General features: G+C 27.9%; 17 protein-coding genes. 1 reads left to right on the forward strand and 16 read right to left on the reverse strand.

The genetic code is table 11. From position 1 onward, the window contains the following. Positions 1-162: 162 nt before the first annotated feature. Positions 163-489: a winged helix-turn-helix transcriptional regulator gene (locus KGF52_RS03150; RefSeq protein WP_227828621.1), complete on the forward strand. Its 327-nt coding sequence runs from the start codon at positions 163-165 to the stop codon at positions 487-489. A 120-nt stretch (positions 490-609) separates the two neighbouring features. Here the strand turns inward: KGF52_RS03150 and KGF52_RS03155 are convergent, their stop codons facing one another. The 16 genes from KGF52_RS03155 to KGF52_RS03230 all read right to left on the reverse strand — a co-directional run bounded on the left by KGF52_RS03155 (position 610) and on the right by KGF52_RS03230 (position 15,496). Further along, a complete protein-coding gene (locus KGF52_RS03155; protein ID WP_227839114.1) occupies positions 610-2,412 on the reverse strand; it encodes a glycerophosphodiester phosphodiesterase in 1,803 nt (600 codons plus the stop codon). A gap of 206 nt (positions 2,413-2,618) precedes the next feature. Continuing rightward, on the reverse strand, positions 2,619-3,068 hold the full coding sequence (locus KGF52_RS03160) for an acetyltransferase (RefSeq protein WP_227839115.1): 450 nt from the start codon (positions 3,066-3,068) through the stop codon (positions 2,619-2,621). 168 nt (positions 3,069-3,236) lie between these two features. Then, complete coding sequence (locus KGF52_RS03165) at positions 3,237-3,641, reverse strand: YmaF family protein (protein ID WP_227828618.1); 405 nt, start codon at positions 3,639-3,641, stop codon at positions 3,237-3,239. Between the two features lie 116 nt (positions 3,642-3,757). After that, positions 3,758-4,624, reverse strand: coding sequence for a pentapeptide repeat-containing protein (locus KGF52_RS03170; protein ID WP_227839116.1), 867 nt, complete (start codon positions 4,622-4,624; stop codon positions 3,758-3,760). An 86-nt stretch (positions 4,625-4,710) separates the two neighbouring features. Next, positions 4,711-4,932, reverse strand: coding sequence for a DUF116 domain-containing protein (locus tag KGF52_RS03175; protein ID WP_227839117.1), 222 nt, complete (start codon positions 4,930-4,932; stop codon positions 4,711-4,713). A gap of 130 nt (positions 4,933-5,062) precedes the next feature. Next, complete coding sequence (locus tag KGF52_RS03180) at positions 5,063-5,485, reverse strand: hypothetical protein (RefSeq protein WP_227839118.1); 423 nt, start codon at positions 5,483-5,485, stop codon at positions 5,063-5,065. A gap of 574 nt (positions 5,486-6,059) precedes the next feature. Further along, a complete protein-coding gene (locus KGF52_RS03185) occupies positions 6,060-6,299 on the reverse strand; it encodes a hypothetical protein (protein ID WP_227839119.1) in 240 nt (79 codons plus the stop codon). Between the two features lie 96 nt (positions 6,300-6,395). Further along, complete coding sequence (locus tag KGF52_RS03190; RefSeq protein WP_227839120.1) at positions 6,396-6,740, reverse strand: zinc ribbon domain-containing protein YjdM; 345 nt, start codon at positions 6,738-6,740, stop codon at positions 6,396-6,398. A gap of 1,103 nt (positions 6,741-7,843) precedes the next feature. Further along, entirely contained in the window at positions 7,844-8,278 is a 435-nt protein-coding gene (locus KGF52_RS03195) for a helix-turn-helix domain-containing protein (RefSeq protein ID WP_227839121.1), read from the reverse strand. 337 nt (positions 8,279-8,615) lie between these two features. Then, the gene (locus KGF52_RS03200; protein WP_227839122.1) at positions 8,616-9,248 is read right to left on the reverse strand and encodes a ketohydroxyglutarate aldolase; all 633 of its coding nucleotides are present in this window, start codon (positions 9,246-9,248) and stop codon (positions 8,616-8,618) included. Positions 9,249-9,354: 106 nt separating this feature from the next. Then, positions 9,355-10,251, reverse strand: coding sequence for a 4-hydroxy-tetrahydrodipicolinate synthase (gene dapA, locus KGF52_RS03205; protein ID WP_227828681.1), 897 nt, complete (start codon positions 10,249-10,251; stop codon positions 9,355-9,357). Between the two features lie 4 nt (positions 10,252-10,255). Then, positions 10,256-10,858 carry an SIS domain-containing protein gene (locus KGF52_RS03210; RefSeq protein ID WP_227828610.1) on the reverse strand — a complete coding sequence of 201 codons (603 nt, stop codon included), beginning with the start codon at positions 10,856-10,858 and terminating at the stop codon, positions 10,256-10,258. A 63-nt stretch (positions 10,859-10,921) separates the two neighbouring features. After that, positions 10,922-12,193, reverse strand: a complete 1,272-nt coding sequence (locus tag KGF52_RS03215; protein WP_227839123.1) for a PTS ascorbate transporter subunit IIC — start codon at positions 12,191-12,193, stop codon at positions 10,922-10,924. A 27-nt stretch (positions 12,194-12,220) separates the two neighbouring features. Further along, positions 12,221-12,508 (reverse strand): PTS sugar transporter subunit IIB, encoded by a 288-nt coding sequence (locus tag KGF52_RS03220; protein WP_227828608.1) that lies wholly within the window; start codon positions 12,506-12,508, stop codon positions 12,221-12,223. A 15-nt stretch (positions 12,509-12,523) separates the two neighbouring features. Further along, positions 12,524-14,605 (reverse strand): BglG family transcription antiterminator, encoded by a 2,082-nt coding sequence (locus KGF52_RS03225; RefSeq protein WP_227839124.1) that lies wholly within the window; start codon positions 14,603-14,605, stop codon positions 12,524-12,526. Between the two features lie 369 nt (positions 14,606-14,974). After that, complete coding sequence (locus tag KGF52_RS03230) at positions 14,975-15,496, reverse strand: cysteine hydrolase family protein (protein WP_227839125.1); 522 nt, start codon at positions 15,494-15,496, stop codon at positions 14,975-14,977. Between the last annotated feature and the right edge of the window lie 193 nt (positions 15,497-15,689).

Raw genomic sequence — 15,689 nt, forward strand, 5'->3', positions numbered from 1 at the left:
CTACTGTATAGTAAGCACTTTAAAGTACTATAGTTACCTAATAGAAACTATTGGTATATTTCATTTTTAAATACTTATATATTTAAAATAAATTTTTATGCATATTACCTAAAATGATATAATACTTTAAAGAGGATTATTAAAGAAAGGATGTTATGATTTATGAAAAAAGATTTACCTGAATGTCCTGTAGAGATTACTTTACAACTCATCAGTAATCGATGGAAGGTATTAATTATACGAGAACTATTAGATGGTACTAAAAGGTTTGGTGAAATCAAAAAATCTATTGGAAACATAACTCAAAAAGTTTTAACATCAAACTTAAGGTCTATGGAAGAAAGTGATTTAGTAACTAGAAAAGTTTATCCAGAAGTTCCTCCAAAGGTAGAATATACCCTAACGGAAACTGGTTATAGTCTTGAACCAGTTCTAAATTCAATGCATGAATGGGGAAATGATTACAGACATAAAGTTATTAACAAATAAAAATAACCGTATCGCTTCACTATGATACGGTTATTTAAAATATTGTAAAATAAATATATTATTATTTTACAATTTGCACATTTTTAGTCTAATATACTTCAATTATATCTTTATAAGAATCTACCTAAACAAATAATTAGCTACTCTATTTATAAATCCATTTTTCTGCCAATAAATTACATCATCTACTAAAAATGGATTATCTGTAATTATACTATCTACATTTAAATTAATCATTTTTTTCATTAATTTACTACTATTAATAGTCCATACAAAAACTTGTTTTCCTTTTTGATGTATGTTATCTACTACTTTTTTGTTTATAAATGTGGACTCTATTCCATATATATCAACATAGTCCCAGTCATAAAAATTCCCATATGCAACTGCTGTTAAATAACAAGTTACCATATTGGGATTTAATTTTTTAACCCTCTTTAATACATTTTTATTCATTGATGCTACAACACATTGACTATCTAGTCTATTTGATTTAATCAGCTCTAATACTCTTTTTTCTACATCAGTTTTTTCATGACCATTAAACTTTATTTCTATTAGCAATTTTATTTTCCCCTTAGAATACTTCATTGCCTCATCAAGAGTTGGTATTTTCTCTCCAGCAAAATTTGACCTAAAATGACTTCCTGCATCATATGTCTTAATTTCATCATAATCTACTTCCCAAACATTTTTATCTACACCAGTGACTCTTTCAAAATTAGAATCATGAAATAAAATCAACTCTCCATCTTTAGTTTCTTGAACATCAATTTCAGCATATTCAGCTTGAGTTATAAAGGTTTCTTTAAATGCTGCTATAGTGTTTTCTGGAGCAACCAACGCTGAAACCCTGTGAGCCGTTGCTGTTGTGTTATAAAAAAATGAAGTATTAAATAAAATATCATTGTTTAAAGAGTACATCATTGACTCAATATGTAAGACAAATAAAATTACTACTATTTTCAAGGTAACTTTTAATACTGCCCCTATTGAGTTTTTTTGTTTTTCTAGATTCTTTTTATAGACACGAATGTCATTATATTCATAATAAAACGCAGAAATAAATCCAGTACTAATTATAAATATAGCTATTGATGAAATAAATGCTGCATAATCATTAAACATAATACATCTACTAATAAATATATCTTTTAAAAAGTTTGCATTGGTGTAATTTTTAGTCCATATTCCTATCAATATAATAATAACATGATAAATTATATACCCTATGACAGTAACTATTAGAGACAATCCTAAAGAATAAAGTATTAATTTTATTGCTTTTCCTTTTGTAAGGCTAGCGCTTTTATTTCTTGCTTCTTTAAAACTATTTGTATTTAGAGTTACTTCATGTATACTAAAAATCCACCTAATAACTGATATATATAATATTAAAATTAAAACTATATAAATTATATTTAGAACAATATTAGAACTTATATAATCCAATATATATTCAGGAAGTTTTATTTTCCCTATAAAACCTGAGGTTAAGGCTATATTCGTTAATGGAACTATTAGTAATACAAACACAAATAATAATATATTTTTAGGATTCAATATGTTTATAGATTTTTTTAAGGATAATTTAATAAGTTTAAACAAAGTAATTTTTTCAGAAATTCGTGATTTATCAAAACAAATAATTACTGAAGTAAATTCAAAAAACATATAAAATGCCAATATTATAATTGACAGTATAGCTAATATTATTGATAGAGGATTCGTTAATATTTCTCCTATGTTATCAGTACTTAAATACACTATATTTGCACTTTTCATAGAACTACTTAATACAAATTTAATTGATGGTAATATAATCAACAAAGCTAATCCTTTATGAAATAACTCAAATAGAATTAATGTACTCCAGTTATATTTCACCAATTTTATAAAATTATTTAAAATTCTCTTTTTCATGATATCCCCTTAATCTTTTTATTATATTTTAACCTGTAAATAACTTAAATATATATTATCTTTTAATAATTTATAATTTAATATCTTACAAATTATTCTATTTACGACTATTCACAAATAAAAAAAGCACTTTCTTCTTCTTAAAAAAGTGCTTTCTACTATTAACTTGTATTTGCTTATATATTTAATATAGTACTAAATCTATACTAACCTAGTTTCATATGTAATATTGGATATGGATTCCCTTGCCCATCTATTTCAGACCTATCAAACTCTTTAAACCCTAAGTGAGTATAAAATCCCACTGCTTTTTTATTTTGTTCATTTACATCAACATATTTTATATTGTATTTATTTATGGCATATAATATTAGTTTTTTTCCAATACCATTACTCCTATATTCACCTTTTATAAATAACATTTCAATTTTATCTTTATCTATTCCCATAAAGGCTTTAATCATATTATCATCTTTTACACAAACCATAGTTTCTACTTGTGTCAAACCAATTTTAACTAATGGCTTCAAAGATTCAATATCTTTTTCTATTAAAAAATCATGTGTTGCTCTTACTGATGATTCCCAAACTTGTAACATCTCTTGAAATTCTTTTGCACTTCTTTGTTTCATTTCAAAAACTATTTCAGAACTCATAATAATCTCCTCTCCATAATTAATATTCTTTTTTATCAAAGATAGAAATTATAAAGGACTATGAAAGTTAATATCATAGTCCTCATTAAATTTAAATATTATCTCTAATACACTTTTATAATTTACATACTTACATTTAATAAATTTACTACAATAATTTACCTTAGTTTATACTAAAGGTGCTTCTATTTGAGTAGTAAAAAGGAATTTATGGCAGTGGCCATCATTAACAGTAGTATTTCCACATACTAAGTGAACATGCTTATTAGTTCCTGGTATATTAATTGCTGGACCTGTTGTAACACATATCTTGTGGAAATGGTCAAGAAAATCTACATTATCATTTATTTTATGAACATGATTTGTTCCACCATTTATTGGTATAACTTCACCTGTAACTCCTGCAGCACGATGATTATGTCTATCGTCACATTCTTCTGCTAATTTAACACTTTCTGAGTATTCATGAACATGTGTCATTTCTTCATAGTCATTATAACACTTATTACATTTATTATATTTATAATCCTCATACATATAATCTTTTTCACATTTACAATTTTGATAACTCATTTTTATATCTCTCCTATTATATTATATATTAAGAAATTCCTCTAAAGAACCTCTAATATATACTATGAACTGGAGTCAAAAAAGTTCATATTTTGTAAAGTTATGTAATAATTTAATTATTTATCCCAGTATTTAGGACGTACTAGTATCTCTGGTAACTTTGTATTAGAATCTCCCTTTGCAGTATTAATCTGTAATTGTGTAAGGAATACACTATTTTTAAGATTTGCCCCTCTAATATCGCAGTCTCTTAAATCTGCTCCTATCAAATTAGCACCACTTAAATCTGTCTCACTTAGATTAGCTGCTATAAGAAATTTACCTTTTAAATCTGCTCCTATTAAATTTGTTTTTCTAAGGTCAGCTCCTATTAAATCCATACTTTTACTTAATTTTTTCTTATTTTTAAAATTGGAACTCTTTACAAAAGATTTGACTTTTTCTAATACAGAGTCACTAGCGTGTGACAATAATGAATTAACCTTTGCTCGATGTGATATTATATCTAAATCTATTAGTTGTTCTGGACTCATATTAGTTATCTTATCAGTTTCTTCAATTATTAGATTAAGTTTTTCTTTGATTGCATCAGATATATCTAATGTAGATGCTTCTTTAAGATACCATAACATTTCATGTAACTGCCTCATAACTAAAAATACTTCAAACATCTGGTTTGCTAACTCCGGCTCTTGTATCCAGTTTTTTCCTTTGTATGTTACTTGAGCTACCTTTTGACCTGAACCAAAGCAATCATATGTAGTACAACCTCTAAATCCTTGCCTTCTAAGATTTTTATGTACAGAACATTTAAAATCTGATTGTAAGTTAGTACATGGTTTACCTGATTCCTTATTAACAGGAAAGTCTTCTGAAGCAGAGAAATAAAGGGCCACACAACAAAGTCCAAAACAATTTTCACAGTCAATTTTTAAACTTTCAAATAGTTGATTATTATATTTATCTTTATGTATAGCTTTCATATCTATTCTCCTTTTGTTTTTGCATTTTATAAATTAATATTTATTAATAAGTCATTTTTAAACTATTTGTACAAAATTACTTCTTCTTAATTATAAGTTAAAGTGTCCTTTATTCCAATAGTATACAGTAATCTATCAACTCTAATATCTGTAACAATACCTTTTTCATGCCAATGATTTTTGCATCCACAATAATCTAATACTACACATTGAGGAACAAATCCAAAATTTTTCGCTTTCCATCCTCCAGATATAAGGTTAAGTACGCATGCTACACCAATTATACCTACATCCTCAACATCTACCATTTGTTTTGTAAAAACAGTCTTTTTTCTTTTGCATTCAAAAATTCTTCTCTATAGCACCTATTCATTATTTCAGCTCCAACCATATTTTTAACCTCTTGACTTCTTGATTAAATTCTCCTGTAGCTGATAACTAATCAATTAGTTTTCTAAAGTTTTTCAGTGTTAAATCTATATTATTTCTATACTCTTTATTCAAAAATATCGTTGCTAAAATTCCTCTACAAAAATCTGCTGTTCTTTTTAGATTGTTTTTTTCCCTTAATTTGGATAGTTTTATAAGCATACTTTTAGGTATTTTCTTTAATGTTATTGATTTATTTATATATATTTTCCATAATAAACCTAAGACTAATAGTTCAAGTACATATTCTATATTACTTCTTACACATTCTATCTCATTTTGATATATAAACGCTCTAAATTCTTCTGTATATATACCAGTAGATTTGGAAACTTTATCTATTACTTGATTGGTAAAAAGTGATACATCTTTATAATATTTATTAGAACTTTCCTCTCTTTCGCATAACGAATAAGTTACTATCTCTCTCATATAACCCTCCTATATGTTAGATTTGATTATACTTCTAACATACATTTATTTTTTATTTTAGACTTAACCTATATCCTAAAATATCTTTAAATATTTTGATTATTTTTTAGTAAATAACTCCTTAGTCAATATTAGCTATATTTTAAAATTTATTAAAAATATGGTTATAATTTTTTATTTTAATGAATTTAAAATAAAGTAATTTTTTGAAGATACTTAGTTCTAGTATATTAGGATTTTCTTATTTGTATTTATCTTATCACATCTTAATAAAAGTAATTGCTCTTTTCCATGACTGATTATAACTTTGTTTATGATATAATTTTATGTTACATTTTTAAATTGTATTATTTTAAATTTTGCCTTGATTTTTATCTACATATCTTATACATACAATATCTTATAAATCCAGATAAAAGTGATAATAGTATATTAAGGAGGACAGATAAAATATTTAGAACCCCCATTTAAAAATAATCTATTACACTCACACAAGAAAATATATAAATTATCCTTTAAAAATCTATAAGCTAAATTTGTCACAAAAAAAGAAAGAAATACTAAGATTTCTTTCTTAACCAATAATATATTCTAGTAATGTACCTTTTTCTATCTGTTTATCCATTTCTAACCTTTCATTTGGGCCAAATGTTATCCATAACTTTACTTCACCATTTTCATCACATCCAGCTACTGCTTCTCCATCTTCACTATCTTCACAGCATCTGTACACTATAGGTACTACTTTTTTCATTTCTTCCATTACTTTATTTACATAGTAATCTTGTTCTTCACCTTTTAAAAAATAACACATAAGCTACCCTCCTAATGAATTTTCTATTACTACATTAAATTTATATCTGTACAATAGCTATATAGATTATTTCATAAATATCACAAATTTTTTATACTATGCTTTTTTGACAACAGAAGACTTTAGTTTCATAGCTCCAAAACCATCTATTTTACATTCTATATCATGCCCATCAGATGGGTCATGAATTAAACGTATACTTTTTACTTTTGTTCCTATCTTTATAGAGGATGAACTTCCTTTTACTTTAAGGTCTTTTATTACTGTTACAGCATCTCCATCATTTAACACATTTCCATTTGCATCTTTAATAATGTTTGTATCTTCTTCTGTATCTAATCCTAATGTCCACTCATAAGAGCATTCTGGACAAACTAGAAGAGTTCCATCTTCATAAGTATATTCTGAATTACATTTCGGGCAATTTGGCAAATTTTCCATATTTATATGTCCTCCATTTATTATTTTTAATTTTATTTTTAAATATAAAATTTCTTTTGAGCCTATATAATACCACATTATACTTATATTGACAAATACATCCCTATACTTAGAAAAGTAAATATCTCTTTTTAATACTTGCCTATTGTAATTAAGTTCATAAAAGAAAAAGCAGTCAATCTGTCATAATCAACCGCTTTTAAAAATAAAATTTATTTTTTATCAATCAATATTTCAATATCACTACAGGATTGCTCTAATTCATTTACACTTAGATAATATTGTAAATAGAATTGCCTAATTGCTTCTTCTGATGGCTTAGTATAAATTTTTTCACTTCCTAATACAATTTTTTATAAAATACAATCCAATGAAGATATACTTCTTTGTCCAGCTCGAATGCTAAAGGGGTGGCTATTATTGATTTACCTAATGCTATAACTTCAAAATTTATTGACATTATTACAAAACTTCAATTTGTAAAGTTGATTTCTTCTAATTTAGGCAATAGGTTTGATTTATTGCAAACAAAACTTGATTCATTTTATATATAGGGTGGAATTTATTGTTTCTTAACCATAATTTTCTTATATTTATCTAAAATTGCCTTCTTTTAATGAAATTATGTACAAAATAATAGAAAATCATATAAATTTAAATATACTATTTACAGTGTTTTGTATTAACTCTATAAGTCCGATTGACCATTGCTATTTTTATTTTTTTGATTCTATATTTATGTTATATACTATACACATAAATACTGTATCTATTACTTATAATATAGTTCTCTGTTATACTTTTAAAAGTACTTTCTTCACTAAAAAATAACCACATAAGTAATTATCTTATATGGTCTATGTTAATTATTCATTATTATAAAGTTTTATTTTTAAATATCCTACAGTAGATATACTAAAATTGTTTAAATAAATTTAATAAAATACTTTTCTCCCTGGCTCAATTTATAATCATTTAATATAGCATAAGAAAATAATCCTAATCTAATCCTGTTATCTATTAATGCCTTAAAAATTTCTATTGGACTCATTTCATATACCTTATCTTGCAAATCTATAGGTTTAACCTTTTTAAAATTTAATTTATTCTATCTCTTTTTTTACATATTCCAGTATATAACTAATTCCCATACCTATAAAACTACCAACTACCCCCCACATAAAATTATCTGTTACAAATCCAATTGATATACCAATTATAAAACCAGCTATAATTAAATTATCTGATGGGTCATTTTCTTCCTCATTTTTATCATAATCTGTGATATTATCAGTAGGTAATTTACTTGCTACAATCGTATCTTCAACTTCAGTTTTATTTTCATTAACTATTAAATCATCTAAAGTTACATTAAATAGAGTTCTTAATAATATTAGATTTTCTATATCTGGATATGTTTTATTAGATTCCCATTTTGATATAGCTTGCCTAGATACATTTAGCATTTCAGCAAGTTGTTCTTGTGATAAATTTCTTTCTTTTCTTAGTCTTTTTAAATTTTCCCCCAAGTTCAACATAATCACCTCATCTCAATTTAAATTATATTTATCTATTGGTTTATTCACAAGACTTATATGGTTGCATCTTGTTAACTATTAGTTGCATTGCTGGATTTATCTACATTTCAAATAATAAAATTATAAATAATAAACCGTATCACTTACTTGTAACATGTTTATCTGTTACACCTATTAGGATATTTTATTTTCTATGTATTGTTTTATAACATCTAGTGGAACACCTCCTACAGTGAGGAAGAGGAATTTCTCCTCGTATATTAAAAATAAGCTACTCTACATAAAAAAGAAAGCTGTTACACATCAATTTATAATTGTTCATGCAACAGCTCCAACTTTAAGCTTCTCTTGTATTTTTAATTATTTCACGAATCTTTCTAGCATTTTCAGCAATATCTTCAACGCTACCTTTGGTTAATAACCCACCAAATCCACACACATCAACACCATTTTCCAACCATATATGTAAGTTATCAAGAGTAATTCCACCACTTGCCAATATCGGCATATCAGGTATTGGTGTCTTGAATACCTTCACTAGTTTAGGTCCATAGAAATCTGATATTGGAAAAGCTTTGATAAAGGTAGCCCCTAAACTCAATGCATCTACTGCTTCTGTCAATGATGTACACCCTGGTGCGTAAGGAATTTGATATCTATTACAAGTTTTTGCTACACCTTCATTGTAATTCGGTGCAATAATGAACTGAGCTCCATGTAAAATGGCATGACGAGCTGTTTCGCTATCCAAAACTGTTCCTGCTCCTACACAAAGTACTTTACCATACTTCTTGCTAAGCCCTTGAATAATTTCCCCAGCATTATTCAAGGTATAACTCATTTCTATAACTGGTACTCCACCTTTAATACAGCCTTCAGCAATCTCACATGCACGCTCAAGTGTTTCCGCCCTTACAATTGCTAGAGCTCCACATTCTACCATTTTTTTGGTTATATTCATCTTTTTCATATCGTTCACCTCTGTATTCATTAAAGCGTTTTAATCTCTATTTAATTTATTAATATTGCTTATAAGACATGTATTCTCTACACATTAACATAATTGCCTGCTCTATTTATAACACTTTATTAAACATTGCTATATAATTTTCAACTACTTGCTTAATTTCTTCAAGTACTTCTCTAGTTGGCTCAGTTACAGGAAGTCGTGCAGGTCCAACATTAATTCCATTTAAGACAACAGTTTTCTTTATAACAGATGGGATAGTCCCAAATTTTAGAATACGACGAAGTTCTTCAATACTATTTTGAGCTTTTTGAGCTGCTTTTAAATCACCCTTGATAAAGTTATCATAAATAGCAATATCAATCTCTGTTAGAAAATTTGCTGTGGCTGCAACAGCACCTTGCCCACCAGATTTCAAGGTGTCAAGAATAAGTGAATCTGAGCCTGAAAATACACTGAAGTCTTCATTCCTAGTTATTTCAATATAAGCTTTTATATTATCAAGCTTACCACTACTATCCTTTATTCCAACAATATTCTTTACCTTAGATAATTCACATACTGACTCAGGTTCAATATTAATTCCTGTCTTACCTGGCATGTTATACATCATAATTGGTAAGTTAACTGCCTTAGCAATAGCTTTATAATGTAAAATTAATTCCTGTTGTGTTGGAGCCACAAAGTATGGCGTAATAATCGATAATGCACTTGCACCTATGTCTTCCATTCTCTTAGATAAATTTATAACTTCACGAGTTGAATTGCCACCAGTACCAACAAAAACTGGTACACGATTATTAGTATGATTGATAACAATTTTTGCAAATTCAACCTTTTCATCATCTGTAAGTACATGACATTCACCATTAGTTCCTAAAATAAATAATCCATAGATTCCTCTATCAATTAGATAATCAATCAACTCACATGTTGCATGTGGATTGATATTTTGATTTTCATCAAATGGCGTTATCATTGCACATATAATACCTTTATATTTCATAAAATTACATTCCCTCTCTAATAGACTTTCCAAGACTTCCTCCTGGGTGCCACTTCAAATACTGCTGTGCATCAAGACCTTTAGCGTACTGAAGTGCAACACTTAATGATTGTAATACTATAGTTTCAGCAAGAATTGACGCACGAGGAGCCTTATTAAGGCAATCGCCTTCCTGTTTAACACCTGCAAATAAAAATATATCAGAAGAATTTTTTAAGTATGAATCAACATTGCCACTTACACCAATTATTTTTGCTCCATTTGCTTTTAATGTTTCAACAGTTGCTTTTAATTCTTTAGTTTCACCACTATTAGATATTGCAATAACAACGTCACCCTCAAGTACTTGACCACTTGACCCATGTACTGCTTCTGTACCATGCAATATATATGCTGGTGTCCCAGTTGAAGAAAGCAATGAGGAAATATATCCTGATACATGGCCTGGCTTACCAATACCAGTTACATGCACACGTCCATGATTCCTTTCTGCTTCGAAAATTAAATCACGTGCTTTGTTTATAGATACTTCATCTATTGAAGCAATGAACGTCGCAACTTCATTAGATAGATTCTCTAGAAATACAGGTAATGTATTTTCTACCATAGATTTATCCTCCTTAAAATTATAATGGTAATACCTATTGTCCTTGTATAATATTAATATGTCTTAGATAGGTTTTATAAATTGTAAAATATTATGTAATATTGAACCAACCACGTTATAATCAATGTTAGGGAAAGTTGCACCTTCTATACCAAGTGTCCCATAAACTGGATATAGTATAACTGGTAAGAATGCAAGAAATAATCCTACAACGAATGAGCCAACAATAGCTCCTCTCCATCCACCTGATGCATTACCAAATACTGCAGCTGTACCACCTGAAAAGAAACATATATGAGCGGCTGGAATAATTACTACAGGGAATATATTAGGAAGTGATGCCATAATAACAATTGCTAATAGACCAGCAGCATATGCTGAAATAAATCCGATAATAACTGCATTTGGTGCGTATGGAAATACTGTTGGTACATCTAATGCAGGACGTGAACCTGGAATATATTTTTCTGAAATAATTACGAATGCTGCAGTTATTTCAGCCAAGAACATACGAACACCTGACATTAATATTGACATACCAGCTACGAATGTAAATGCTTCTATAAGAGGGAACACCAACCAGTGTGTTGAGCCAGCAAGTTCCTGAGTAAATGCGTGACCAGCTTTTAATGTTGCTACATAGAATAAGATTAGCATAACTATAGACAGACCCATTAAGAAATCTCTGAATATTGATAACCACTTAGGAAATTTAATCGTTTCTGTTGTTTCTTCTTTATGCTTTGAAAATAAACGACCAATATAACCTGATAAACCATAGCCAATCATGTTGAAGTGACCAATAGCTTGTTCATCCCCACCTGTTAGTTCACGCATAAATGGTTGACAGAATTGAGGTAATGCAGCAGACATAAATCCTAAGATAGTACCACCTACTAAAATAGTAATTGTATTATCGAATCCATGTGCTTTCATAATCAAAACTAATACACAAGAAAAGAATAAACTATGACCTGTTGTAAAGAAAATATTTTTGAATCTTGTAATACGTGCAAAAACTAAGTTTAATATGAATCCAAGAATCAATGTACATGAAACTGCAAAACCATATGTACCTTGTGCAAGTGCAGTAGCTGCTTCTGGTGAAGCTATAACACCTGTAATTCCAAAACCTTGTTGGAATAATTTATTGAAGTTCTGTAATGCTCCAGTCATAGCTGAAGCACCAATACCAAATATCAAGAAACCTATAAGTGTTTTTGAAGCTCCAGTAAATACTTCAACAGCTGGTTTCTTTTGAAGAATCAATCCTATAAATGCAACTACACCAAGTAAAACAGCTGGTGTACTCAATAAACTAATAATAAACTCCATAAATAGCCCTCCTTATTCTATTAAATTTTATTTTTCTTTCGATGCAAGAAATTTTTCTAATGCCGTTTTAATTTCATTACGGTCAACAATATTGTGAATTCCAATTATATCAAATTTCAAATCTTTATTTTTTAACTCTTCAGCAACATCAATTAATGTTTCTACAGCATCTCCATTGAATCCATTTAATGAGTCTAATGAACCATGCTCTACTTCAATTGGAAAATTATTTTCCTTAATAATTTGTTGAGTCTTTATTTTTAACATCAAACTTGAGCCAACTCCTGCTCTACATGCGATTAAAATTTTATACATAATTAAATCCCCCTTTTATAATTCGTGTTTTTTTATAAAATCAATAATTTCATTGGCTTCCTTAGCATTATCTAAAACTCTAAAGAATTCCTCTTCTTCCAATAATTCAACTAACTCAGACATAGCACGTAAATGACTATTATTATCTATTGCACTTAAGCAAAATACATATTTTACAGGGTCATTATCATCATTTCCAAACTCAATAGGATTTTCTAAAGTAGCAATCCCTATTGCAATTTCTTTTGACCCTGCTTCTGGTCTAGCATGTGGAAGTGCCACATGTTTTGTAATTACTATGTATGGTCCAGATACCTTTGCTGAGTTAACCATAGCATCGACATAGTCTTCAGTTACTTTATTATTTTCAACTAAGACAGAAGCTGACTGTCTAATAGCCTCCTCCCAATCTTTAGCTTTTATCCTTAGTTTTATTAGTGTTTCATTAGTAATGTCACTTAGCATAGGTCCTTCTCCTTCCTTAGACGTAAAATTTTCTATCTGTGTAAAATAAGCTAATAACTCACTTGAAAGCATACTCTCAGAAGTTACTTTTGCATATTTTTTTATTATATCCATAACCTCATCTATTTTAGGTTGCCTTAAAAAAATATCACCCAATTGAATGTACACTTCACGTGTAACCTTATATTTTTCTTTTGGGGTCATAACAGGACTAACTTTAATTACTGGAACGTCTGTTTTTAAACCCTCTGCCTTATAATTAGTAGTAAACACAATGTCTACAGATTCACTGATATTTTCCAACTCAGAGGATTCTAATATTGGTAGAAAATGCAAATCAGGGAACAAGCTTGTCAGTTCTGCATGTAAAATAGCTGAACTACCAACACCATTTGAACAAACTATCAATGCTCTCCTTTTTCTAGGTCCATCAAACTCTTTTTTATCTGAGAAAAGGGTTGCAAAATGCATAGTTAAATACGCTAATTCCTCTTCTTGAATGTCTTCTCCAAATAGCCCACAAAACTCTTTCATTGCATTACTCACAATTCTGTAAACTAATCTATATTCTTCTTTTACCTTTTCACAAATTGGATTATAAATAGGCAATTTAAATAAAAGTCTGTAATAGGCTGGTCTAAAATGAGAATATAGTCTCTTAAATATTTTTTCTTGGCTTATATAATAAACTCCACTTAAATATCCAAACTTTGTCATCATTTTATTTACAATTTTTGAAATAACAGCTCTATCTTCTGTATCTTCTTCATCATTTCCTACTGATATACCTAAAATCCAAGCACTAATATACATTATATTATGAGATTTTATCTTCTCTTTACTCTCATATACTTCTAATAGTTCCCTAGCAAATTTGTATTCCTTCATCGAACTCATGACTGCAATATTAGGAATATCTATATTTTCTTGAATAACTATTCTATTTGAATACATTCTTGCTTTTAGAAAGATAAAGATATATATGAACTCTATTAATCTATCTTCAACAAAAGTAATTTCATATTTTTTTACAAGCTTTAATATAATTTTTTTAGCTTCTTCAAAACTATCTAACTTATACTCTTCAATAAAAATATCAAATACTCTTGAACTTTTCTCATTAGATAGCGTTTCTATAATGTTTTTAATAAGTACTCTTCTAATTTCCATCTCATTCCCGACTAAGTAATATCCGTTTATACGATTGTTCTTAACTTTAATGTTCTTTTTCTCAAGCCCTGGTATCAAATCTTTAAAATCAAGATTTACAGTAGACCTACTTACTTTTATAGAATCTATAAAATGATTAATTGAAATATCCTCCAGATTAATAAAAAGCATTAAATACATATATAAAATTCTTTCTGTTTTGCTAAAGTAGTAAGTATTCTTAGAATAGTTTTTTTCTAGGATTTCTTTAATTGCATCTTTTGTATCTTTTTTAACAATAATATCTTTATCAGCTCTTAAATATATAAGTGGTACTTTTTTTACTTTAAGTATGTCATTGATTTTATTTATTCTATAAGTAATTTGCCTCTTTGATGCATTAGATTCTTCTTGTAGTTCATCAGCTGTAATCAATGTGCTATTTAATAAAATCTGAAGAATTGATACAATTTCTTTGTCCACTTCTATTAATCCCTACTTTCTTATTAAGATTAGTCTTTATATTATCGCTGGATTTTCATCACCTCCACAATATTTATTTTATTTGATAATTTTAGCCTTTTCAATTTCATTTAAGTCTAACTTTTGTTTTAGATTAAGACAAAAATTAAACTTATCTAAAATACAAACTATAGTACAAGTATATATTCTATACATAAAATACATAAAAAAAGAGTTTCTTAAATAAAGGAACTCAAGAAAAATTAGATTTAAAGAAATAAAAATCACATCAATTTTACATAAATTATTACACCTAAAATGGCACATCAATTCAAATTAATGTGCCTTATTTAGCTAAATTTTCTTTCTTATATAGTAGTCTATACTTATCTATTTCATTCTTTTAAGTGTTTCTTCTAAAGAAATACACTCTGCATATCTTCCATTCCATATAAATTCATTGTAGTATTTATATGATTGTTCTGCTGACATAAATGAATTGCCAACAGTTGTATTTGCATAAGCTGGAACTATTATATTAAATCCATGCTCAAATCCACATTTTATAGTGGCATCAATACAGTAATCTGTTTGAAGTCCAGTGACAATTACATCTTTTTCGCTCTTATTTGTTAAGTATTCTAATAAACCTGTTCTCTTAAAAGAACTATTTACTTCTTTATCAAATATTTTTTCTTCATTACATGGTTTAAATTTTTCATATATTTCAAAACCATCATTACCCTTAGTTAATTCATTTTCAGCCCCATCATCATGACGTATGTATATTACTTCTATATTATTTTTTCTTGCTGTATCAATTAAATTCTCTACGTTTGCTACAAATCCATGAAAATTATACAACTTTTCATTTGTTATTAGGTTTTGTGTATCAACAACCAATAAAACCATATCTATTCCTCCAGGTTCCTAAAACAATTTCTTTATATTTTATCATAACAGTAAATAATATCCTATAAATTTTTTATTTATAAAAAACCTACTAAAAATAGAATCAGATTTAAGAGAATGCTTACAAATATTTTTCACTTAAAATTAATTAATAAGTAAGGGAGAGTCATATCACTCATTTATGACATGATTC

The organism is Clostridioides sp. ZZV15-6597 (genome assembly GCF_020657815.1).
Lineage (GTDB): Bacteria > Bacillota > Clostridia > Peptostreptococcales > Peptostreptococcaceae > Clostridioides.

What these genes read in the sequence shown, in the direction of transcription:
- KGF52_RS03180 (WP_227839118.1), bottom strand. Translation starts at nt 5,485, where the DNA reads ATGAGAGAGATAGTAACTTATTCGTTATGCGAAAGAGAGGAAAGTTCT.
- KGF52_RS03195 (WP_227839121.1), bottom strand. Translation starts at nt 8,278, where the DNA reads ATGTTGAACTTGGGGGAAAATTTAAAAAGACTAAGAAAAGAAAGAAAT.
- KGF52_RS03165 (WP_227828618.1), bottom strand. Translation starts at nt 3,641, where the DNA reads ATGAGTTATCAAAATTGTAAATGTGAAAAAGATTATATGTATGAGGAT.
- KGF52_RS03155 (WP_227839114.1), bottom strand. Translation starts at nt 2,412, where the DNA reads ATGAAAAAGAGAATTTTAAATAATTTTATAAAATTGGTGAAATATAAC.
- KGF52_RS03170 (WP_227839116.1), bottom strand. Translation starts at nt 4,624, where the DNA reads ATGAAAGCTATACATAAAGATAAATATAATAATCAACTATTTGAAAGT.
- KGF52_RS03210 (WP_227828610.1), bottom strand. Translation starts at nt 10,858, where the DNA reads ATGGTAGAAAATACATTACCTGTATTTCTAGAGAATCTATCTAATGAA.
- KGF52_RS03215 (WP_227839123.1), bottom strand. Translation starts at nt 12,193, where the DNA reads ATGGAGTTTATTATTAGTTTATTGAGTACACCAGCTGTTTTACTTGGT.
- KGF52_RS03175 (WP_227839117.1), bottom strand. Translation starts at nt 4,932, where the DNA reads ATGGTAGATGTTGAGGATGTAGGTATAATTGGTGTAGCATGCGTACTT.
- KGF52_RS03220 (WP_227828608.1), bottom strand. Translation starts at nt 12,508, where the DNA reads ATGTATAAAATTTTAATCGCATGTAGAGCAGGAGTTGGCTCAAGTTTG.
- KGF52_RS03200 (WP_227839122.1), bottom strand. Translation starts at nt 9,248, where the DNA reads ATGAAAAAGATGAATATAACCAAAAAAATGGTAGAATGTGGAGCTCTA.
- dapA (WP_227828681.1), bottom strand. Translation starts at nt 10,251, where the DNA reads ATGAAATATAAAGGTATTATATGTGCAATGATAACGCCATTTGATGAA.
- KGF52_RS03160 (WP_227839115.1), bottom strand. Translation starts at nt 3,068, where the DNA reads ATGAGTTCTGAAATAGTTTTTGAAATGAAACAAAGAAGTGCAAAAGAA.
- KGF52_RS03230 (WP_227839125.1), bottom strand. Translation starts at nt 15,496, where the DNA reads ATGGTTTTATTGGTTGTTGATACACAAAACCTAATAACAAATGAAAAG.
- KGF52_RS03150 (WP_227828621.1), top strand. Translation starts at nt 163, where the DNA reads ATGAAAAAAGATTTACCTGAATGTCCTGTAGAGATTACTTTACAACTC.
- KGF52_RS03185 (WP_227839119.1), bottom strand. Translation starts at nt 6,299, where the DNA reads ATGTGTTATTTTTTAAAAGGTGAAGAACAAGATTACTATGTAAATAAA.
- KGF52_RS03190 (WP_227839120.1), bottom strand. Translation starts at nt 6,740, where the DNA reads ATGGAAAATTTGCCAAATTGCCCGAAATGTAATTCAGAATATACTTAT.